General features: G+C 47.7%; 18 protein-coding genes. 12 read left to right on the forward strand and 6 right to left on the reverse strand.

From position 1 onward, the window contains the following. Positions 1 to 13: 13 nt before the first annotated feature. The 6 genes from NYE42_RS05140 to NYE42_RS05165 all read left to right on the forward strand — a co-directional run bounded on the left by NYE42_RS05140 (position 14) and on the right by NYE42_RS05165 (position 8,941). On the forward strand, positions 14 to 2,155 hold the full coding sequence (locus tag NYE42_RS05140; protein ID WP_039062815.1) for a PBP1A family penicillin-binding protein: 2,142 nt from the start codon (positions 14 to 16) through the stop codon (positions 2,153 to 2,155). Between the two features lie 123 nt (positions 2,156 to 2,278). Next, entirely contained in the window at positions 2,279 to 3,340 is a 1,062-nt protein-coding gene (hemE, locus tag NYE42_RS05145) for a uroporphyrinogen decarboxylase (RefSeq protein WP_042635706.1), read from the forward strand. A gap of 75 nt (positions 3,341 to 3,415) precedes the next feature. Further along, positions 3,416 to 4,351, forward strand: a complete 936-nt coding sequence (gene hemH, locus NYE42_RS05150; RefSeq protein ID WP_007409212.1) for a ferrochelatase — start codon at positions 3,416 to 3,418, stop codon at positions 4,349 to 4,351. 27 nt (positions 4,352 to 4,378) lie between these two features. Further along, positions 4,379 to 5,812 carry a protoporphyrinogen oxidase gene (gene hemY, locus NYE42_RS05155; RefSeq protein ID WP_003155220.1) on the forward strand — a complete coding sequence of 478 codons (1,434 nt, stop codon included), beginning with the start codon at positions 4,379 to 4,381 and terminating at the stop codon, positions 5,810 to 5,812. 148 nt (positions 5,813 to 5,960) lie between these two features. After that, complete coding sequence (locus tag NYE42_RS05160; protein WP_003155219.1) at positions 5,961 to 6,533, forward strand: TetR/AcrR family transcriptional regulator; 573 nt, start codon at positions 5,961 to 5,963, stop codon at positions 6,531 to 6,533. A 74-nt stretch (positions 6,534 to 6,607) separates the two neighbouring features. Next, positions 6,608 to 8,941 carry a YhgE/Pip domain-containing protein gene (locus NYE42_RS05165; RefSeq protein ID WP_144664060.1) on the forward strand — a complete coding sequence of 778 codons (2,334 nt, stop codon included), beginning with the start codon at positions 6,608 to 6,610 and terminating at the stop codon, positions 8,939 to 8,941. 61 nt (positions 8,942 to 9,002) lie between these two features. Here the strand turns inward: NYE42_RS05165 and fabHB are convergent, their stop codons facing one another. Continuing rightward, positions 9,003 to 9,980 carry a beta-ketoacyl-ACP synthase III FabHB gene (gene fabHB, locus NYE42_RS05170; RefSeq protein ID WP_352426809.1) on the reverse strand — a complete coding sequence of 326 codons (978 nt, stop codon included), beginning with the start codon at positions 9,978 to 9,980 and terminating at the stop codon, positions 9,003 to 9,005. A gap of 137 nt (positions 9,981 to 10,117) precedes the next feature. Then, positions 10,118 to 10,339, reverse strand: a complete 222-nt coding sequence (locus NYE42_RS05175; RefSeq protein ID WP_007409207.1) for a hypothetical protein — start codon at positions 10,337 to 10,339, stop codon at positions 10,118 to 10,120. A 122-nt stretch (positions 10,340 to 10,461) separates the two neighbouring features. On the opposite strand from NYE42_RS05175, the gene NYE42_RS05180 reads away from it, so the two are divergent. Continuing rightward, a complete protein-coding gene (locus tag NYE42_RS05180) occupies positions 10,462 to 11,502 on the forward strand; it encodes a M42 family metallopeptidase (RefSeq protein WP_144464078.1) in 1,041 nt (346 codons plus the stop codon). Positions 11,503 to 11,542: 40 nt separating this feature from the next. Here the strand turns inward: NYE42_RS05180 and NYE42_RS05185 are convergent, their stop codons facing one another. Both NYE42_RS05185 and yhfH read right to left on the reverse strand, forming a co-directional pair. Next, the gene (locus NYE42_RS05185) at positions 11,543 to 12,832 is read right to left on the reverse strand and encodes a cation:dicarboxylase symporter family transporter (protein ID WP_007610442.1); all 1,290 of its coding nucleotides are present in this window, start codon (positions 12,830 to 12,832) and stop codon (positions 11,543 to 11,545) included. Between the two features lie 233 nt (positions 12,833 to 13,065). Next, positions 13,066 to 13,200: a protein YhfH gene (gene yhfH, locus NYE42_RS05190; RefSeq protein WP_003155209.1), complete on the reverse strand. Its 135-nt coding sequence runs from the start codon at positions 13,198 to 13,200 to the stop codon at positions 13,066 to 13,068. Between the two features lie 157 nt (positions 13,201 to 13,357). On the opposite strand from yhfH, the gene NYE42_RS05195 reads away from it, so the two are divergent. The 4 genes from NYE42_RS05195 to NYE42_RS05210 all read left to right on the forward strand — a co-directional run bounded on the left by NYE42_RS05195 (position 13,358) and on the right by NYE42_RS05210 (position 17,499). Next, positions 13,358 to 14,092: an MBL fold metallo-hydrolase gene (locus tag NYE42_RS05195; RefSeq protein WP_039252112.1), complete on the forward strand. Its 735-nt coding sequence runs from the start codon at positions 13,358 to 13,360 to the stop codon at positions 14,090 to 14,092. A 12-nt stretch (positions 14,093 to 14,104) separates the two neighbouring features. Continuing rightward, a complete protein-coding gene (gene lplJ, locus NYE42_RS05200; RefSeq protein ID WP_007409204.1) occupies positions 14,105 to 15,100 on the forward strand; it encodes a lipoate--protein ligase LplJ in 996 nt (331 codons plus the stop codon). Positions 15,101 to 15,180: 80 nt separating this feature from the next. Further along, positions 15,181 to 15,825 (forward strand): SDR family oxidoreductase, encoded by a 645-nt coding sequence (locus tag NYE42_RS05205; protein ID WP_039252110.1) that lies wholly within the window; start codon positions 15,181 to 15,183, stop codon positions 15,823 to 15,825. Between the two features lie 132 nt (positions 15,826 to 15,957). Continuing rightward, positions 15,958 to 17,499 carry a fatty acid--CoA ligase family protein gene (locus NYE42_RS05210; protein ID WP_039252108.1) on the forward strand — a complete coding sequence of 514 codons (1,542 nt, stop codon included), beginning with the start codon at positions 15,958 to 15,960 and terminating at the stop codon, positions 17,497 to 17,499. 47 nt (positions 17,500 to 17,546) lie between these two features. Here the strand turns inward: NYE42_RS05210 and NYE42_RS05215 are convergent, their stop codons facing one another. Then, a complete protein-coding gene (locus tag NYE42_RS05215) occupies positions 17,547 to 17,942 on the reverse strand; it encodes a hypothetical protein (RefSeq protein ID WP_012117225.1) in 396 nt (131 codons plus the stop codon). Between the two features lie 154 nt (positions 17,943 to 18,096). Between NYE42_RS05215 and NYE42_RS05220 the strand changes: the two genes are divergently transcribed. Then, on the forward strand, positions 18,097 to 19,347 hold the full coding sequence (locus tag NYE42_RS05220; protein WP_053104193.1) for a M48 family metallopeptidase: 1,251 nt from the start codon (positions 18,097 to 18,099) through the stop codon (positions 19,345 to 19,347). Positions 19,348 to 19,393: 46 nt separating this feature from the next. On the opposite strand, the gene NYE42_RS05225 is transcribed toward NYE42_RS05220, so the two are convergent. Continuing rightward, positions 19,394 to 20,542 (reverse strand): S8 family peptidase, encoded by a 1,149-nt coding sequence (locus tag NYE42_RS05225; protein WP_007409199.1) that lies wholly within the window; start codon positions 20,540 to 20,542, stop codon positions 19,394 to 19,396. Between the last annotated feature and the right edge of the window lie 31 nt (positions 20,543 to 20,573).

Here is a 20,573-nt window from a genome sequence, read left to right on the forward strand (position 1 = left end):
GGCGAGGTGACTTATGCTGAAAAAGAAAAAAAGATTCTTTATTCCGGCTGTAATTGCGGCGGCAACCGCTTTTCTCGCGTTAATCGGATACATTATCATTATATTTCTCGGCCATTATGTCATCGATGAAAAGAAATTAATACTGCACGCATCTTCAAAAATCGTCGATCAAAACGGTGATGAAATCGCGAGCCTCTATACGGAAAATCGCGAGCCGGTATCCATTCAGCAGGTTCCGGAAGATGTGAGAGATGCCTTTATCGCCGTTGAAGATAAACGGTTTTACGAACATCACGGCATTGATGTGAAGTCTGTCGGCCGGGCGGTGTTCCGGGATGTTTTAGCAGGCGGCAAGGTGGAGGGCGGAAGCACGATCACCCAGCAGCTGGCGAAAAACATTTTTCTGACTCATGATAAAACATTTTTGCGCAAGACGAAGGAAGTCATTATCGCCATCAATCTTGAGCGTGATTACAGCAAGGACAAGCTGCTTGAAATGTACCTGAACCAGCTTTATTTCGGCCATGGCGTTTACGGCATTCAAGCCGCGTCCCACTACTACTTTAATAAAGAAGTAAAAGATTTAACCGTTGCGGAAGGAGCCGTTCTGGCAGCGATTCCGAAGGCGCCATCTCTTTATTCGCCGATTCAGCATCCGGATAAAAATAAAGAACGCCGCGATACGATTCTTGCAATGATGAACGACCAAGGCTATATCAGCGCCAAGGAAGCCGTCAGAGCCCAGGGCCGGACATTGGGGCTTAATGTCAAGAAAACATCAGAAACGCCTTGGTTTGACAGTTATATTGATCTTGTCATCAAGGAGGCGGAAGACCGTTATTCGATGTCAGGTGAACAGCTGCTTCAAGGCGGTTATACGATCCGGACGTCACTTGATTCCAAGCTGCAGAAAACGGCATACACCCTCATGAAGGAAAGCGGCTATTTTCCGGGGACGGATCAGGCGGCAGAGGGAAGCGCCGTCTTTATTGATAATAAAACCGGAGGCGTGCGCGCGGCAGTCGGCGGACGCGACTACGTGACAAAAGGATACAACAGGGTTACGGCGAAGCGGCAGCCGGGCTCAACGTTTAAGCCGATTGCCGTATACGGGCCCGCCATGCAGGAAGACAAGTTCAAACCGTATTCGCTTCTCCAAGACAAACTGACGTCCTACGACGGGTATGAACCGAAAAATTATGACGGACAGTACAAGGGGGAAGTGACGATGCAGGATGCGATCACTTACAGCATAAATGCGCCCGCTGTCTGGACATTGAAGCAGATCGGCGTAGATACGGGAAAATCGTATCTTGAGAAAAACGGCATGAACATTTCTGACAACGGACTCGCGATTGCGCTTGGCGGTCTGTCAGAAGGCGTCACCCCGCTTCAGCTTGCCGGAGCTTATCATACCTTTGCGGCAAACGGAATGTATACGAAGCCATTTTTTATAGAGAACATCACGGACGAAGACGGAGAAACGTTATCCGGGCCTAAAAACGGCAAAACGCGCGTCTTCAGCGGACAGACGGCATGGAATATGACGAGAATGCTTCAGCAGGTCGTGAAAGAAGGAACCGCTTCACAAGGCAGCTATCAAGGTGACCTGGCGGGGAAAACCGGCACGACCACATTTCCCGGCGTCCCCGGCGCGACAAAGGACGCCTGGTTTGCGGGATACACTCCCGGACTGACGGGAGCCGTCTGGATGGGCTATGACAAAACGGATAAAACCCATTACCTGAAAGGCGGAAGCCAATACCCGGTCAGACTCTTTAAAGATATCGTCACAAAAGCGGGGGAAAACGGCCGGACATTCAAAAAGCCTGAAAATGTGAAGGAACTGGGCAGCCCGATTGAGCTGGAGGCGGTAAAGTCCCTGTCGGCCCGTTATACATTTAAGGCGATGGGACTGATTACGGTTCAATTAAAATGGGATATTCAAAAGGATGATCGGGTTGTTTACCGAATATATGAGAAGAAAGACGGAAAAGACAAACTTCTGGATTCGGTGAAAGGAAAAGGCAGCTTTGACATACCGTACGCCAATCTGTTTTCAGGGGCTTCATACAAAGTCGTTCCATATAATTCACAGACGGATCAAGAAGGAGAGGGAACGGAATACGTTCAGCCGAAGCTTTTTTCTTCTTAATCATGAATTCGGCGATTTTTTGAACATTGAGCCTCAATTCTATACGCTTTTGAAAAAACAAGGTATAGTGTAATGGGCGAAGAACACGAACGTATGGTTGCAGGAGGAAAGGTGGAAATTCAGATGAGTAAACGAGAAGCGTTTAATGATACGTTTTTAAAAGCGGCACGGGGAGAAAAAACAAATCACGTCCCTGTCTGGTACATGAGACAGGCGGGGAGGTCTCAGCCGGAATACCGCAAGCTGAAGGAAAAGTACGGCTTAGTCGAAATTACGCATCAGCCCGAGCTGTGCGCGTATGTGACGAGGCTTCCGGTCGAGCAGTACGGAGTGGACGCTGCCATTTTATATAAAGACATTATGACGCCGCTTCCTTATATCGGAGTGGATGTTGAAATAAAAAACGGAATCGGCCCGGTGATCGATCAGCCGGTGCGCTCTGCTGCGGATATTGAAAAGCTCGGCGAACTGAATCCCGAACAGGATGTTCCTTACGTGCTGGAAACGATCCGATTACTCGTAAACGAACAGCTGAATGTTCCGCTCATCGGTTTTTCGGGAGCGCCTTTTACGCTGGCCAGTTATATGATTGAAGGCGGGCCTTCTAAAAATTACAACAAAACAAAAGCGTTTATGCACAGTATGCCGCAAGCGTGGCAAATGCTGATGGACAAGCTCGCGGACATGATTATCGTTTATGCGAAAGCGCAGATTAACGCCGGCGCAAAAGCCATTCAGATTTTTGATTCATGGGTCGGCGCGCTGAACCGCGAAGATTACCGGCAGTTTATAAAACCGGTGATGGACAGAATATTCCGGGAGCTTTCAGCAGAACAAGTTCCGCTGATCATGTTCGGCGTAGGCGCAAGCCATCTGGCCGGGGATTGGCATGACCTTCCTCTTGATGTCGTCGGTCTTGATTGGAGACTCGGCATAGATGACGCCAGAAAACAAGGCATTACAAAAACGGTTCAGGGCAATCTTGATCCGTCGCTTCTTCTTGCGCCTTGGGAAGTCATCGAGAAAAAAGCGAAAGCGATACTTGATCAAGGCATGAAAACGGACGGGTTTATTTTCAATTTAGGGCACGGTGTATTCCCTGATGTCAATCCGGCAACGCTGAAAAAGCTGACGGCGTTTGTACATGAATACTCCGCGGCCAAAAAAACGGAACGATCTTCCTGAGCAGATCGTTGGTTATAAGAAGATTTTCCTGTCAAAATCAAGGTGGACAGACCATCAAAAGAGGTGTTTAACAAAATGAGCAGCAAAAAGAAAATGGGACTTCTTGTCATGGCTTACGGAACGCCTTACAAAGAAGAGGACATAGAACGTTATTATACGCATATCAGACGCGGAAGAAAGCCGGAGCCTCATATGCTTCAAGATTTAAAAGACAGATATGAAGCGATCGGAGGCATTTCGCCGCTTGCAAAAATTACGCAGGAGCAGGCGGAGAAGCTCGCACAGCGTTTAAATGAAATCCAGGATGACGTAACATTCAAAGTGTACATCGGATTAAAACATATTGAACCGTTTATTGAAGACGCGGTGGCGGACATGCATAAAGACGGCATTACAGAAGCTGTCAGCCTTGTGCTCGCCCCTCATTTTTCAACATTCAGCGTCCAGTCATACAACAAACGCGCGAAAGAAGAAGCGGAGAAGCTCGGCGGCTTGACCATCAAGTCTGTTGAAAGCTGGTATGATGAACCGAAATTCGTTGATTATTGGGTCAGCCAGGTGAAGAAAACGTATGAATCAATGCCGAAAGAAGAACGGGATGACGCGATGCTGATCGTCTCAGCGCACAGCCTTCCTGAAAAAATAAAAGAATACGGCGATCCGTATCCTGACCAGCTGGAGGAATCCGCAAAACTGATTGCCGAAGGCGCCGGAATTACCGATTACGCAGTCGGCTGGCAAAGCGAAGGGAATACCCCTGATCCGTGGCTCGGGCCGGATGTGCAGGATCTCACGCGCGATCTGTACCAAAAGCATCCTTATAAAGCATTTGTATACGTGCCCGCAGGCTTCGTTGCCGATCATTTAGAGGTGCTTTACGATAATGATTATGAATGCAAAGCTGTGACCGAAGAAGTCGGCGCAAGCTACTATCGTCCGGCCATGCCGAACGCACAGCCTGAATTTATCGACGCGCTTGCAGCGGTCGTGCTGAAAGAGCTGGACAAGTAGAATTAAACGGTAAAGAAGGCGATAAAAATGAGTGGCGATAAAAAACATCTGGTCATCATCGGCGGCGGCATAACGGGATTAGCCGCCGCCTTCTACATGGAAAAAGAAATCAAAGAAAAACAGCTGCCGCTTGAGGTCACTCTGATTGAAGCGGGCCCGAGAGCGGGCGGCAAAATTCAGACGGCGCATAAAGACGGCTACATCATTGAGCGGGGGCCGGATTCTTTTTTGGAAAGGAAAAAAAGCGCGCCGCAGCTCGTCAAAGATTTGGGGCTTGAGCATCTGCTCGTAAACAATGCGACCGGCCAGTCTTACGTGCTCGTCAACGAGACGCTCCATCCGATGCCGAAGGGCGCGGTGATGGGCATTCCGACCAAAATCGCTCCGTTCATCTCCACCGGTTTATTTTCTGTTCCCGGAAAGGCGCGGGCGGCGCTTGACTTTGTCCTGCCTGCGAGCAAACCGAAGGAAGATCAGTCTCTGGGTGAATTTTTCCGCAGACGCGTCGGTGACGAAGTCGTTGAGAATTTAATAGAACCGCTATTATCAGGGATTTATGCCGGAGATATTGATAAGCTGAGCCTCATGTCCACGTTTCCGCAATTCTATCAGACTGAGCAGAAGCACAGAAGCCTGATTCTCGGTATGAAAAAATCACGTCCGCAGCCTTCGGGACAGCAGCTGACGGCCAAAAAGCAGGGCCAGTTTTTAACGCTGACGACAGGGCTTCAAACGTTGGTGGAGGAGCTGGAAAAGCAGCTTACGCTGACAAAGGTGATGAAAGGAACGAAAGTCACCCATATCGGCCGCGAGGAGAAAGGATATTCCGTGACGCTTGATAACGGCAAAGTGCTCTATGCGGAAGGATGCATAGTAACAGCCCCGCATAAAGCCGCGGCGAAAATGCTTTCTGATCTGCCGGCGGTTTCATGTCTTAAAGACATGCATTCTACGTCCGTTGCCAACGTCGCCTTAGGTTTTCCTGAGGGAGCCGTCAAGATGGAGCATGAAGGTACGGGATTCGTTATCTCAAGAAACAGCGACTTCTCCATCACGGCCTGCACATGGACGAATAAAAAATGGCCGCACGCGGCGCCGGAGGGCAAAACGCTTCTCAGGGCGTACGTCGGAAAGGCCGGAGATGAATCCATCGTAGATCTTTCAGATAACGAGATCATTAAAATCGTAATGGAAGATTTGAAAAAAGTAATGAAAATAAATGGCGAACCGGAAATGACCTGTGTGACCCGCTGGAACGAAAGCATGCCGCAATACCATGTCGGCCATAAGGAGCGCATCAAAGAGTTCAGAGATGCGCTGAAAGCTTCCTATCCGGGCGTATACGCGACGGGCGCGTCTTTCGAAGGGGTGGGCATCCCCGACTGTATCGACCAGGGAAAAGCCGCCGTATACGATTCACTGGCTTATTTATTTGAAACGTACCAGCCTCCGTTATCGTAAAACGGAGGTTTTTTTGCATGTTCCCGTTCTGTAAAGGGAACACCAATAAAGAGAGAAAACATTTGAATCTTCTTTGTGACTGTGATAAGTTATCTTATGTACAAAATGACTAAAACGTTCAAACGGTCAATTTAACGAGGTGGGAAACATGTCCGTCGATCGGAAAAAGCTCATTCTGGAAGCGGCAACGAAGTCTTTTACACAATTCGGCTACAAAGCAACGACAATGGATCTGGTGGCAAAGCTTGCAAATGTGGGGAAGGGAACCATCTACACGTTTTTCAAAAACAAAGAAGAACTGTTTGATGATATTTTCACCACTATTTTAAGAGAAATGAAGGAACACGCAGACGAAGCGATGAAACCGGAGCTTTCATTTCACGAAAATGTCCACCGGGCGCTTGTCGCGATTTTGGAATTCAGAAAAACACACCAGCTGACTATTAAAATTTTTCAGGAGAACGCCGAGATTGGTACAATAGCCGTTCAGGATGTCATTGCGAAAATGGAGCGGGCCATTCTGTCATACATTAAAGAAAAGATAGAAACAGCCATTGAAAACGGAAGCATTAAACCGTGTGATCCGGAACTGACCGCTTTTGTGATGCTCAAGCTCTACATCGCGCTGATATTTGACTGGGAAAAAAACCATCCGCCTCTTGAAAAAGAGACGATCGCCGAATTGCTGGAAATGTATGTTGGTCAAGGATTATCTAAATAATAGATGATCCTTCACTTTTTAGGTGCCGTGACCGTTTTGTCAAATGAGTCAGTTTGCGGAAGGAGGCAACAGGGTTGAATACAATAAAAAGCCAGTGGAAAGACATTGTAACGAACAAGAAACTGTTAATCCCCATCATTGCCATATTATTCGTTCCGCTGATTTACAGCGGAGTGTTTTTGAAGGCGTACTGGGACCCGTACGGCACGGTGGATCAGCTGCCGGTTGTCGTTGTCAACCAGGATAAAGGGGCGGACTACGAAGGGAAACATCTTCAGATCGGTGACGATCTTGTGAAAGAGTTAAAGAAAAATGATAATTTTGATTGGCATTTTTCAAGCGATCTTGATCAATCGTTAAAGGACTTATTAAATGCTAAATATTATTTATTGGTCGAGATTCCTGAAGATTTTTCTAAAAACGCCAGCACGGTAATGGATAAAAATCCGAAGAAGCTGGATCTGAAATATCATACGAATGCCGGATCAAACTATGTCGGCGCGACAATCGGGGAAAAGGCGATCGACAAACTGAAAGCCTCCGTGTCGAAAGAAGTGACAGAGCAATACGCAAAAGTCATTTTTGATAACTTTAAAGATATTGCCAAAGGGCTCGGCAAAGCCAGCAGCGGAGCCAAGAAAATAGACGACGGCACGAAAAACGCGAAAGACGGCAGCGCCAAGCTGAAGGAAAATTTAGCGAAGCTTACTGAAAGCACCGCCACCATCGGCGATAAAACACAGCAGCTTGCAGACGGCGCGGCGAAAGTGACAAGCGGAATTCAAACGCTTGACAGCTCTATCGCAAAACTTCAAAGCGCAAGCGCCGAAATTCAAGATAAATCAGGACAGATTGCTTCAGGAGGAGGCCAAGTGGCCAGCGGGCTGAAAACAAGCCTTGACGCACAAAAGCAGCTCCAGCAAAAGCTTCCGGATTTAACGAATGGATTAAGCGCGTTAAACAGCAAGGCGCAGGAAGTGTCGCAAAAAGCGGCGGCATTTGAAGATGCGATCAATTCAGTCAACCTGTCAGACATTGAAAACGCGGTTGGGCAGCTCGAACAGACTGAAAAGGACCTGCAGCAGTTTAAGAAGAAGCTTTCTGATCTGAAAAACAGCCTGGATGCCCGGGATGATGCGGTCAAAAAGGTGATTAAGGACAGTGATTTCTTAACGGATGAGCAAAAAGCGAAACTTGTTCAGCTTCTGAATGAGAAGCTTCCGAAGGCTGACCTTCCGAATTTAGACAATATCGTCAGCCAGCTTCCGTCCGGCGGAGATATTCAGCTTCCGGATATGTCAGTCATAAAAAGCGCGCTCAAAGATGTAAAAGCGAAGGCTGATCAGCTGAAAGCACTGCCTCAGTCCACATCGAAACTGTATAACGGCGCAGCGGCGGTACAAGACGCGATTAACCAGCTGACAGCGGGAACTGATAAATTGTACAGCGGAGCGCAGACCGTTTTTGAAAGCCAAAACAAACTGACGGCCGGCATCGGCGAATACAACAGCAAGTTCGGACAGCTCAAATCAGGATCAGAAGCGTTAGTGTCAGGGAGCGGCCAAGTGTCAGGCGGCTTAACGAAACTGCTGGACGCGCAAAACAAAATCCATGACGGCTCGTCCAAAATTGAGCAGGGTCAAGCGTCTCTCGGCACCGGTTTAGGCAAACTTTTAGACGGCACCGGACAATTGTCCAGCCAGCTGAAAGATGCGGCTGATCAAACCGGGGACATTAAGACAGATGACAAAACGTACAGCATGTTTGCCGATCCGGTAAAAACGGACGATAACGCGATTCATTCCGTGCCTAACTATGGTACCGGACTGACGCCTTATATTCTCTCTATGGGCTTGTATGTCGGCGGATTGATGCTGACGGTCGTATTCCCTCTGAGTGAAGCTTCAGGGCGTCCGAGAAACGGTTTTGAATGGTTCCTCAGCAAATTCAGTGTTATTCTGCTTGTCGGACTGATTCAATCCGTTATTGTCGCCACGGTTCTTTTGAAAGGAATCGGGCTTGATGTGGAAAGCACGTGGAGATTCTATCTCTTTACGATGATTACCAGCATCGCGTTCCTGTCCATGATTCAATTATTGGCGACAACGATGGGGAATCCGGGACGCTTTATCGCTGTCATCATTCTGGTGCTCCAGCTCGGGGCAAGCGGAGGAACCTTCCCGCTTGAACTCCTGCCGGGATTCTATCAAGTGATTCACGGGGCACTGCCGATGACTTACAGCATCAACGGGTTCCGTGCCGTCATTTCAAATGGCGACTACGGCTACATGTGGCAGCAGGCATCCATTCTGTTGGGCATCGCCGTTGTCATGATCGCGCTGACCATCGTGTATTTTACGGTGCAAAGCAAAAAAGAACACAAAACGGAAGAAGAAATAACAGCATAAGAAAAAGAGGCTCTGAGCAGATGCTCAGAGCCTCTTTTTTTAGATTTCGATCGTCGTACTATTAAAATCCCCATCTTACCAACAGTCCGGTATACGTCAATCCTCCGCCGAACCCGAATAATACCAGCGTCTGGCCTTCCGACAGTTTTTTTGCTTTCACAGCTTCATCCAATGCGAGAATAATAGAAACCGATGAAGTGTTGCCGTAATATTCAACGCTTGTCAACGTCCGTTCAAGCGGGAAGGGCAGTTTTTCGCAGATGGATTCGATCATCCGCATGTTGGCGCTGTGAGGAACGAACCAATCCAGATCGTCTTTTGAAAAGCCGGCTTTTTCTAAAAGGGCATTGCATTCCTCAGGCACGGTTCTGGCCGCCCATTTATATACTTCGCGCCCGTTTTGCACCATGTTTCCTCCGCCTTTAAGCGGCTCGCCGTTTAATTCTGTGCTCAGTCCCGTGCGATACAGCACGTCCGCGCTTCCTCCCGCTGTTCCTTGCACGGCTGCCAAAAAGCCCGGCGCTGATTCATCGCGTTCCACCAATAGGGCGCCTGCAGCGTCTCCGAAAAGAACGCAGGTCGTCCGGTCAGTATAATCCGTTACCTTTGATAATGTTTCACCGGCAATGACAATCACTTTTTGATGGGAACCGGCGGTAATTAATGCGTCTGCGAGCTGAAGGCCGTAAGTGAGTCCGGCGCATGTGGCGTTAATATCAAGCGCCCCCGTGTGCGGCCAGCCGAAGTAAGCCTGCACGCGTGCCGCGGTGCTTGGAAACGCATAGTCCGCCGTCGTTGTGGCGACAAGGATCATATCGACATCATCAAGAGTTCCGCTGTATCGTTCTGCAAGGTTTTGCACCGCTTCCACACACAAATCCGATGTGAATTCATGTTCGCCGGCAATGCGTCTTTCCTTCATACCGGTGCGCTGGACGATCCATTCATCAGATGTATCGACGATGCGCTCCAAATCCGCGTTTGTTAATCGGCGTGCCGGAGCATATGTACCGATTGCTGTAATTTTAGATTTTGACATGAAAAAATCACTCCTTTATATCAGATTATAACACCTGATATTATTACTTGGTACTAATTTTAATAAAAAAACCCAAGCAGCATCCGCTGTTTGGGGAGCATGAGATATCTATTTGTAAAACGGGCTTGTGTGAACGATTACCAATGACGGCAGCAGCGGCGGCATGAATGATGATGCTTCTTTTTATCTTTCTTCTTTTTTTCTTTCTTCTTTTTACAAGGGTCTTCTTTTTTCTTTTTACAGTGATCTTTTTCTTTTTTACAGCCCCAGAAGGCTGCACCAGACCAATCATCCTCAAACCAATCCTCAAACCAATCATTATGAAACCTTTTCCGCTTGTGCGGTTTACGGCTGATCATACATTTCCCTCCTATGCTCATGCTCCCTTCATTCTATGAAAAAAGAGAAGGAAAAGATTGGACGGGTTGTGGATCAAAAGAGTATATTTTAAGAAGAATAAAATTGATAGGAGGAATGACCTGTGGCAAATATGAAACATACGATGGAACTGATTAAAGAATTGGTGTCGATTCCGAGTCCGACGGGCAATACATACGAGGTTATCGCCTATACAGAAAGTCTTTTAAAAGAATGGGGCGTCTCCTCTTACAGAAACCGCAAAGGCGGTCTTTTTGTCACAATCCCCGGCCGTGATGACAAGAAACACAGATTGCTGACGGCGCATGTTGATACGCTCGGCGCGATGGTAAAGGAGATAAAGGCGGACGGCCGGCTGAAGATTGACTTGATCGGCGGCTTCCGATATCACTCGATTGAAGGGGAATATTGCGAGATCCAAACTTCTTCCGGCAAAACCTATACAGGCACCATCTTAATGCATCAGACTTCAGTGCACGTCTACAAGGACGCCGGCAAGGCAGAGCGGAATCAGGAGAATATGGAAGTCCGCCTTGATGAGCCTGTCCGGACGAAGGAAGAGACGTCCGATCTCGGTATCAGGGTCGGCGATTTCATCTCATTTGACCCGCGCGTGCAGGTTACGCCGAGCGGCTTTATTAAGTCCCGTCATCTTGATGACAAAGCGAGCGTGGCTCTGCTCTTGAATTTAATCCGCCGCATCACGGAAGAGAAAATCGAACTTCCGTATACGACGCATTTTCTGATTTCTAATAATGAAGAAATCGGCTACGGAGGCAATTCCAACATTCCTCCTGAGACCGTCGAATACTTGGCTGTTGATATGGGGGCGATCGGCGACGGCCAGTCTACGGATGAATATACCGTCTCCATTTGCGTGAAGGATGCGAGCGGCCCGTACCATTATCAGCTCAGGAAACATCTGGCCGGCCTTGCGGAGCGCTATGGCATTGATTATCAGCTTGATATTTATCCGTATTACGGTTCTGATGCCTCCGCAGCCATCCGTTCGGGCCATGACATCGTCCACGGGCTGATCGGCCCGGGAATTGATGCTTCACACGCTTTTGAACGCACACATGAATTATCGCTTCTTAATACGGCGAAGCTTTTGCACCGGTACGTTTTATCGCCGATGGCATAAAAAACCCTGCACGGAAATCATTCCGTGCAGGGTTTTCATTTTAACCTGAGATGGTTGTGTTTTGTTCTGTTTTGGCGAGGCTCATGACCTTCGCGCCTTTAACGGGATCATACTGGCCTTCCCATTTTGACATCACAACGGATGCCAGCGCGTTTCCGGTCAGATTGACGACCGTACGGGCCATGTCCATAATCCGGTCAACACCGGCGATGAATGCAAGGCCTTCTGCAGGAACGCCGATTGTGCCGAGTGTCGCAAGCAGGACGACGAAAGAAGTCCCGGGCACGGCAGCCATTCCTTTGGAAGTGACCATCAAGACAAGCACAAGGGTAATCTGCTGCCAAATGGTCAAGTCAATGTGGTATACCTGAGCGAGGAATAAAGCGGCGATTGATTGGTACAGCACAGATCCGTCTAAGTTAAAGGTATATCCGATCGGCACAACAAAGGAAACAATACCTTTCGGACAGCCGATTTTCTCCATCTTCTCCATGATGCGGGGGAGTACGGTTTCGGAGCTTGACGTACTGAACGCCAATAAAATTTCATCCTTCATATAGGCGAGGAATTTGAAAATGTTTAAACCGGCAAGCTTTCCGACGATTCCGAATACAACAATGAGAAAGAAAGCCAAAGCTACATATACTAAACCGACCAGTTTACCGAGTGAAAGCAGGGAACTGAGCCCAAATTTGGAAACGGTAACACCGATCAACGCAAAAACACCAAACGGCGCAACTTTCATGACGAGGTTCACAACATGGAACATCGCATGAGAAACACCTTCAAAGAAGGCCAATACGGGCTTTCCTTTTTCGCCGATTGCCGAGATGCCGAGTGCAAACAGCACCGTAAAGCAGATGATGGCAAGCAGATCTCCTTCGGCTAATGATTGGAAGAAGTTTGTCGGTACGATATGCAGGAATGTGTCCGCAACGGATTTGCCGCTTTGTTCTTTTTCTGTTTCAACATATTGACTGATATCTGTCTTTTGAGCTTCATGTATATTAACGCCTGCTCCCGGCTGAAACAGATTCGCTAAAGCCAGCCCGAGAATAATGGCAAAAGTGGTAATGATCTCAAAATACAAAATCGTTCTGAAGCCTAATTTTCCGACTTGTTTTCCGCTTCCCGCGCCGGCAACGCCGATGATTAAGCTGGAGACGACAATTGGAATCACTATCATTTTGATTAAGCGTAAAAACAAATCGCCGATAGGCTGTAAATATGTTGGAATGGCGGGATTGCCGTACCAGATGACACCGACTACAACCCCTAGTATGAGTCCGACGAAAATTTGCGTCGCTAGTCCAAAGCGTAATTTTTTCATAGATTACCTCCCGAAGAAAAAAGTGCAATAAGTATCTAAAAAGATAGCTATTAGAACAAATTATAATAGAAAAGAAAACAATCCGTCTATAGAAAAATATAGATTGAATATACTGAATCTTTTAAAACGTACAGATAATTGCTAATAATGGTGAATAACGCCCTATTCAGAAAGTATGATGACGGCCGAAAAAACGGGCGCCGCACAACTTAGAATTGTGCGGCGCCCTATTGTCACATATCCTTAATTTTCAAGCAGTCATTGCACAGATTAATGTGACACTCATACTGCTCAACAATCTCATTTCCGCATTCTTCGCATTTCTTACCGGGTAAATTTCTGAAAAAATCCGACATCTTTTCCAACATACCCATCCCTCTTTCATTGTTTTGTCTCTACATTGTATTATAACAGTTTAAGAAAATCAACGGCTGTTTTGGCACAATGTTTAAAACATGCAATTTGTACGAAAAATAGGTATATTGGAGGAAAGGATCTTTTTATCATAAACATTCGGAGGATTATATGAAAGTTACAGTTATTGGATGCTGCGGCGGGTTTCCGGCCGCAAACGAAGCAACTTCAGGCTATCTGTTTCAGTCCGGCGGCTATTCTCTGCTCGTCGATTGCGGAAGCGCCGTATTATCAAAGCTGTTTGCCTATGTTCCGGCAGAAGAGCTTGATGCCGTCATTTTGTCCCATTATCACGATGATCATATCGCTGATATCGGGCCGCTTCAATTTGCCAAACAGGTCGGCTCCTTTCTCGGAAAAGGGACGCATGCACTGCCGATTTACGGGCATGATGCTGATATAGAACAGTTTGAGCGCCTTACATATAAAACGCATACAAAAGGAGTGGCCTATCAGCCGGACCGCCCGCTTTCTCTAGGTCCGTTCACCATTACCTTTCTGAAAACGGTGCATCCGGTCACTTGTTATGCGATGCGGATTACTGACGGTTCAGCTTCTGTTGTGTATACGGCTGATTCAAGCTACCAGGACGCGTTTATCCCGTTTGCGGAAAATGCCGATCTGCTGATCTGCGAGTGCAATTTTTACGCGGACCAGGACGGCACGTCAGCCGGCCATATGAACAGTTTGGAAGCCGGACGGATCGCGAAGGAGGCCGGAGCGGGGGAGCTGATTCTCACGCATCTGCCTCATTTCGGCGAGCACCGGAAGCTGAAAGAAGAAGCGGAATCCGTGTTCGGGGGCGAAGTGACAATCGCCGCTTCCGGATTAAAGTGGGAGAAATAAAGGAGGAGCACCATGTTATTTATCGACAACCAAAACATAACCGACCCGAGGATCAACCTCGCGATCGAGGAATATTGCGTGAAGCATCTCGACCCTGAACAGACATACCTGCTGTTTTATGTCAATCAGCCGTCGATTATCATTGGGAAGAACCAAAACACAATAGAAGAAATCAATACGAAATACGTAGAAGATAACGGAATCATCGTCGTCCGCAGGCTGTCAGGAGGCGGCGCGGTTTACCATGACCTCGGGAATCTGAATTTCAGTTTTATCACTAAGGATGACGGCGACAGCTTTCACAATTTTAAAAAATTCACCGAACCCGTTATTCAGGCGCTGCGCCAGCTCGGTGTGGAAGCTGAATTAAGCGGCCGAAATGACATCGTCGCGGACGGCAGAAAAATTTCCGGCAACGCTCAATTTTCGACGAAAGGGCGTATTTTCAGCCACGGAACATTAATGCTGGATTCCGCCATTGATCATGTTGTGTCAGCCTTGAAAGTGAAAAAAGACAAAATCGAATCAAAAGGCATTAAGTCGATCAGAAGCCGTGTCGCCAACATCAGCGAGTTTCTTGATGACAAAATGACGGCGGATGAATTCAAAAAGCACCTGCTTCACCATATTTTTAATACAAATGATCTTTCCGAAGTGCCGGAATATAAACTGACCGATGAAGACTGGAAAGCGATCCGGAAGATTTCCGAAGAGCGCTATCAAAACTGGGACTGGAATTTCGGAAGGTCGCCCGCATTTAATCTTCAGCATTCGAAACGTTATCCGGTCGGATCGATTGATCTGCGTCTTGAAGTGAAAAAAGGAATCATTCAGGACTGCAAAATTTTCGGTGATTTCTTCGGTGCGAAAGATGTGAGTGAAGTCGAACAGGCGCTGACCGGAAAACAGTATGACCGAACCGCTATCAAGGAGGCGCTGGCCGGAATCGATCTGAAACAGTATTTCGGCAAAATAGAGCTGGAAGATTTCCTCGAGCTGATTTATTAGAACATTTGCCGAACGCATGATTTGAATCAGCGCCCGTTTTTGTGAAATGATAGAACCATAATGAATGGGGAGGGATCATGATGAAGGTATTTCTCATCGGAGCAAACGGACAGATCGGACAGCGGCTGACCGGGCTGTTTCAAAAAGATTGCACGCATACGCTGCGGGCGATGGTCCGGAAACAAGAGCAGAAAGAAGCGCTTCAAGCCGCGGGAACAGAAGCCGTTCTTGCAGATTTGGAAGGAAGCCCGGAAGACATCGCGAAAGCCGCTGAAGGCTGTGACGCGATTGTGTTTACCGCCGGATCAGGAGGAAGCACCGGATACGATAAGACGCTTTTGATTGATCTTGACGGAGCCGCGAAAGCGATAGAAGCGGCAAAGATAGCAGGCATCAAGCGGTTCATTATGGTAAGCGCCCTTCAGGCTCATAACCGCGGCAATTGGAATGAAGCGCTGAAGCCGTATTACGCCGCAAAGCATTATGCGGATAAAATTCTTGAAGCGAGCGGTCTGACGTATACGATTATCCGGCCGGGCGGGTTATTAAATGATCCCGGCACGGGAAATATCAAAGCCGCGGCCGATTTGGAAAGAGGCTCCATTTCAAGAGACGATGTCGCCAAGACCGTTATCGCATCCCTTGATGAACCGAATACGTATGAAAAAGCATTCGATCTGACGGCGGGCGGCACGCCGGTCAGTGAAGCGCTGAAACAATTATAGTTTCCGGTTTTACGGCACTCGGGGCTTTTTGCCCTTGAGTGTTTTTCTATATTTTTCTATAATAAAAGTGAACGTTTATTCCGGATAAATGAATGACTATTCATTCATTACAATTTTTAAAGGGGTGGGAAAATGAATCTGGTTTCCAAATTGGAAGAAACCGCATCGCAGAAACCGGAAAAACCAGCTTGTCTGTTTCAAGATCAGTACATGACGTATGAGGAGCTGGCAGGTAAAATCAAAGCATTTGCAAACGGCTTGGAGGACAGGGGACTGAAAAAAGGGGATCATCTCGCGCTGCTGCTCGGAAATACGCCTGATTTTGTTATTGCGTTTTTCGGCGCGTTAAAAGCGGGAATTGTCGTCATACCTGTTAATCCGGCATATACACCTTCAGAAATCGCATACATGCTGAAAAACGGCGATGTCAAAGCGATCGCCGGCATCGACCTTTTAATTCCCGTATTTGAAAGCCTGCACGGCTCGCTGCCGCTGCTGGAGCATATCATTATCAGCCAGACAGCAGAGAACGCTCCATCGACAGAAGACCCTCAATTGCGCTTAAAAATGACAACGTTTACAAAAATGCTTCGCCCGGCGGAGCGCAGCAGAACTTATCCGACATTGTCCAAAGATGATACTGCCGTCATTTTATACACCTCAGGGACGACCGGAAAACCGAAAGGCGCCATGCTCACCCATCAGAATCTTTTCTCCAATGCAAATGATGTCGCCGGATACTTAGGAATGAATGAGAAAGACAAAATTGTGGCGGCATTGCCGATGTTTCACGTTTTTTGTTTAACCGTTTGTATGAATGCGCCTCTGATGAGCGGAGCGTGTGTCTTAATCGAGCCGCAATTCAGCCCGGCTTCTGTGTTTAAACTGATTAAAAGCCGTCAGGCAACCATTTTTGCCGGCGTTCCGACGATGTATAACTATCTGTATCAATACGAGCACGGCAAGGCGGAGGATTTTGCGTCCGTCAGACTGTGCATTTCAGGCGGGGCCTCCATGCCGGTCGCTCTGTTGCAGACGTTTGAACAAACCTTTGACGTCACCATTCTGGAGGGGTACGGACTTTCTGAAGCGTCTCCGGTTACTTGTTTTAATCCGTTTGACCGGGGGAGAAAGCCCGGCTCAATCGGGACGAATATTTTACATGTCGAAAATAAAGTCGTCGATACGCTCGGACGCGAATTGCCCGACCATCAAGTGGGAGAATTGATCGTGAAAGGGCCGAATGTGATGAAAGGCTATTACAAGATGCCCGAGGAGACGGAGCACGCGCTGAAAGACGGCTGGCTGTACACGGGTGATTTGGCGAAGCGCGACGAAGACGGTTATTTTTATATCGTCGACAGAAAAAAAGATATGATTCTCGTCGGCGGATACAACGTCTATCCGCGCGAAGTAGAAGAAGTGCTCTACAGCCATGAGGGCATTAAAGAAGCCGTGGTCATCGGCGTTCCTGACGCCAAAACGGGGGAAGCGGTGCATGCTTATATAGTGCCTGGGGACGGTGAGCTGACAGAGCAGGCGGTTTTTGATTACTGTCAAACACATTTGGCAAAATATAAACGGCCGGCGGAAGTGGTTTTTCTTGATGAGATTCCGAAGAACGCGACCGGGAAGCTGCTGAGGCGGGCGGTCCGGGACATGCTTCCGAAATGACGGACGAAAAGCGAAGCCGGGGGCTTCGCTTTTACATGCTGATCCGGTCAGCTCTGCGATTCTTCCTTAATGATGCTTTGCACAAGCTTCGTATCATGCCGGGTCAGTTTGTAATACGTGTTTTTATACTTGTACAGCATATAATTGCCGCCTTCGAGCCACATGCTGAATGAATCAAAACGGTCTTCATGGTATTTGACCGTTCCGTCGTAATCGGGAGATACGCTTTTGGTCAGTTTGACTTGTTTTCCTTGGTTCAAGATATCGAGCATATCTTTTACATTCTGCCTGTCTTTAATTTTGATTTCTTTTTTTCCGTGCTCAGACAGAATAATCAGATCTGCGTTGCTTGATGGAAACACATCGCCGGTCCGGCTGTATACATAGAAGAAAGCAATAACCAAAAGGGCGATTACTACAATAAACGCGATTATTTTTTTCATATTCATCACTCCGTTTTTTAGTCTTTCCCGCTTCCTGTTGTTCCATTCTTTTCTGTTGTGAAAAGATTAACATCCGTTTCGGAGGCTTGGTTCTATTTATTTGCATTTATGCTTACAATAGGAGTAAGTCATAAGGCTAAGGAGGGAGACTTCCATGCGCAAATGGATAGCGGCAGCGGGACTTGCCTATGTGCTGTACGGCCTTTTTTTCTATTGGTATTTCTTTATGACAGGCGACTCCGCCGTCCCGGAGGCCGTAAAGGGAACGAAAGCCGATCCGTCCTCGTTTATGGACCCGGGCCGCCTGGAAGCCGCTGAAAACTTTTCAAATGTAAAGGATTTTTTATTTTTCATCGGTGCGCCGTTAGATTGGTTTTTATTTTTTCTGCTGCTCATTACGGGGCTTGCCAAGAAAATAAAGCATTGGCTGGAAGCAGCGGTGCGCTTTCGGGTGCTGCAAATCGTAAGCTTCGTATTTGTGATTTCACTCATCGTTACGGCGGCTTCGCTTCCGCTTGAATGGATCGGATATCGGGTTTCGCTTGCGTATCATATTTCGACGCAGACAGCAGCAAGCTGGATAAGAGACCATGTCATTGATTTCTGGATCAGTTTTCCGCTGTTTGCCGTGTGTGTTCTTGTGTTTTACTGGCTGATCACAAAGCATACAAAAAAATGGTGGTTTTACGCTTGGTGTCTTACTGTGCCGTTTACCCTGTTTTTGTTTTTCCTGCAGCCGGTCGTGATTGATCCTTTATACAATGATTTCTATCCGCTGAAAGACAAGGAGCTGGAAAGCAAAATCTTGTCGCTTGCCGACAAGGCCGATATTCCGGCCAGCCATGTTTATGAAGTAAATATGTCGGAGAAAACGAATGCGCTGAATGCGTATGTGACGGGAATCGGTTCGAATAAGCGAATCGTTTTGTGGGATACGACGCTTAACAAACTGAAGGATCGGGAAATTTTGTTCATTATGGGGCATGAGATGGGGCACTATGTGATGAAGCACGTGTACATCGGACTGGCCGGGTATCTCCTGCTGTCATTAGCCGGGTTCTATATCATTGACAAGCTTTATAAGCGGCTGTCCAAATTCTTCGGCCGAATGCTTCATATAAAGGGGCCTGAAGATCTGGCCGCCCTCCCGCTGTTATTGCTGCTCATATCCGTTCTCAGTTTTGCTTCTGATCCGATTACGAATGCCGTCTCCCGGTATCAGGAAAACGCCGCCGACCGCTACGGCATTGAGCTGACCGGAAACCGGGAAGCGGCGATTGAGACGTTTCAGGACTTGGCCGATACGGGACTGAGCCGGGTCAACCCGCCGTTTCTCGTCAAAATTTTCAGAGGGAGCCACCCGTCGATCATGGAGCGGATTGAACATGCGGAGGAAGAAAAATAATAAAAAAAACCGGCGGGGCCATGGCCGACGCCGGTTTTTTTATGTTTTACTGAGCTGCCGCCTGTACGTTGATCAGCCCTTTTCCGTAGTAGAAAGCATCACCAAGTTTTGTAGTGGTGTTTTCTAAACTGCTGCGGACTTGAGTGTTTGTCCAGTTCGGGTGCTTAGAAAGAATCAAAGCAGCCGCTCCGGCAACGTGCGGAGATGCCATTGACGTACCATTGTACGCGCCGTATTTGTTTCCAGGAAGCGTGCTTTGGATAGAGACGCCTGGTGCCATGACATCAAGCTCAGAACCTACGCTTGAGAAAGATGCTCTTTGGTTGCTGCTGTTAACAGCGCCTACCGCAATGACAGAAGGGTATTTACCAGGGTAGCCCACTGTGCTTGAGCCGCCGGAAGTGCCTTCGTTACCGGCTGCCGCTACGACTACGACGCCGGAAGCAACGGCTTTGTCAACTGCCGCTTTTAACGCTGCAGAACCAGAAGGTCCGCCGAGGCTCATGTTAATAACGTCCATATTGTTTGCGATCGCCCACTCAATTCCGTTAATGATCCAGCTGTACTGGCCGGAACCGTCAGCGCCGAGAACTTTTACAGCGTAAAGAGATGCGCTTGGCGCAACGCCTAATACACCGACTGAGTTATTAAGAGCCGCAACTGTACCGGCAACGTGAGTTCCGTGAGAGTTGTAGTCTTGGAAAGGATTTGTTTCAGAAGGAACCATGCTGGCTCCGCCTGCTACTTTTAAATCAGGATGAGAAGAATCGATACCGCTGTCGATAACCGCTACTTTCACATTTGATCCGGTGAAGCCTTGAGAGTGCAGAGCAGGGGCTTTAATTTGTGATACGCCGTAAGGCACGGACTGCGCGTACGCTTTTGCAACGTGATCTTCTTCAACGTAAGCAACGCTTGGGTCTTTTTTCAGCTCTTTTACAGCTTTTTCATTTAATGTAGCTGAAGCTGCGTCTACATATTTGAATTGCTTTTGCACTTTCCCGCCTTTTTCAGAAATGACATCTTTTTTCTTAGCGGCGCTCATCGTGCTCATTGTCTGTTTAAATCCGACAATGTATTTCTTTTCCCCGTTTGATTTCCCTGCCGCCTGGGCAGGAGACGTGCTGCCGAACGCCATCGTAAAGATTAACGCTAAAGCAAACAGCAAACTGATCCATACCTTTTTGCCTCTCACTCTTTATCCTCTCCTTTTTTTCATTTGCAGA

It is taken from the genome of Bacillus sp. FSL K6-2865 (assembly GCF_040311405.1).
GTDB classification, from domain to species: domain Bacteria; phylum Bacillota; class Bacilli; order Bacillales; family Bacillaceae; genus Bacillus; species Bacillus velezensis.

What these genes read in the sequence shown, in the direction of transcription:
- NYE42_RS05175 (WP_007409207.1), bottom strand. Translation starts at nt 10,339, where the DNA reads ATGATCAGCCGTAAACCGCACAAGCGGAAAAGGTTTCATAATGATTGG.
- yhfH (WP_003155209.1), bottom strand. Translation starts at nt 13,200, where the DNA reads ATGTTGGAAAAGATGTCGGATTTTTTCAGAAATTTACCCGGTAAGAAA.
- hemE (WP_042635706.1), top strand. Translation starts at nt 2,279, where the DNA reads ATGAGTAAACGAGAAGCGTTTAATGATACGTTTTTAAAAGCGGCACGG.
- hemH (WP_007409212.1), top strand. Translation starts at nt 3,416, where the DNA reads ATGAGCAGCAAAAAGAAAATGGGACTTCTTGTCATGGCTTACGGAACG.
- NYE42_RS05160 (WP_003155219.1), top strand. Translation starts at nt 5,961, where the DNA reads ATGTCCGTCGATCGGAAAAAGCTCATTCTGGAAGCGGCAACGAAGTCT.
- NYE42_RS05185 (WP_007610442.1), bottom strand. Translation starts at nt 12,832, where the DNA reads ATGAAAAAATTACGCTTTGGACTAGCGACGCAAATTTTCGTCGGACTC.
- NYE42_RS05205 (WP_039252110.1), top strand. Translation starts at nt 15,181, where the DNA reads ATGAAGGTATTTCTCATCGGAGCAAACGGACAGATCGGACAGCGGCTG.
- hemY (WP_003155220.1), top strand. Translation starts at nt 4,379, where the DNA reads ATGAGTGGCGATAAAAAACATCTGGTCATCATCGGCGGCGGCATAACG.
- lplJ (WP_007409204.1), top strand. Translation starts at nt 14,105, where the DNA reads ATGTTATTTATCGACAACCAAAACATAACCGACCCGAGGATCAACCTC.
- NYE42_RS05140 (WP_039062815.1), top strand. Translation starts at nt 14, where the DNA reads ATGCTGAAAAAGAAAAAAAGATTCTTTATTCCGGCTGTAATTGCGGCG.
- NYE42_RS05210 (WP_039252108.1), top strand. Translation starts at nt 15,958, where the DNA reads ATGAATCTGGTTTCCAAATTGGAAGAAACCGCATCGCAGAAACCGGAA.
- NYE42_RS05215 (WP_012117225.1), bottom strand. Translation starts at nt 17,942, where the DNA reads ATGAAAAAAATAATCGCGTTTATTGTAGTAATCGCCCTTTTGGTTATT.
- NYE42_RS05195 (WP_039252112.1), top strand. Translation starts at nt 13,358, where the DNA reads ATGAAAGTTACAGTTATTGGATGCTGCGGCGGGTTTCCGGCCGCAAAC.
- NYE42_RS05220 (WP_053104193.1), top strand. Translation starts at nt 18,097, where the DNA reads ATGCGCAAATGGATAGCGGCAGCGGGACTTGCCTATGTGCTGTACGGC.
- fabHB (WP_352426809.1), bottom strand. Translation starts at nt 9,980, where the DNA reads ATGTCAAAATCTAAAATTACAGCAATCGGTACATATGCTCCGGCACGC.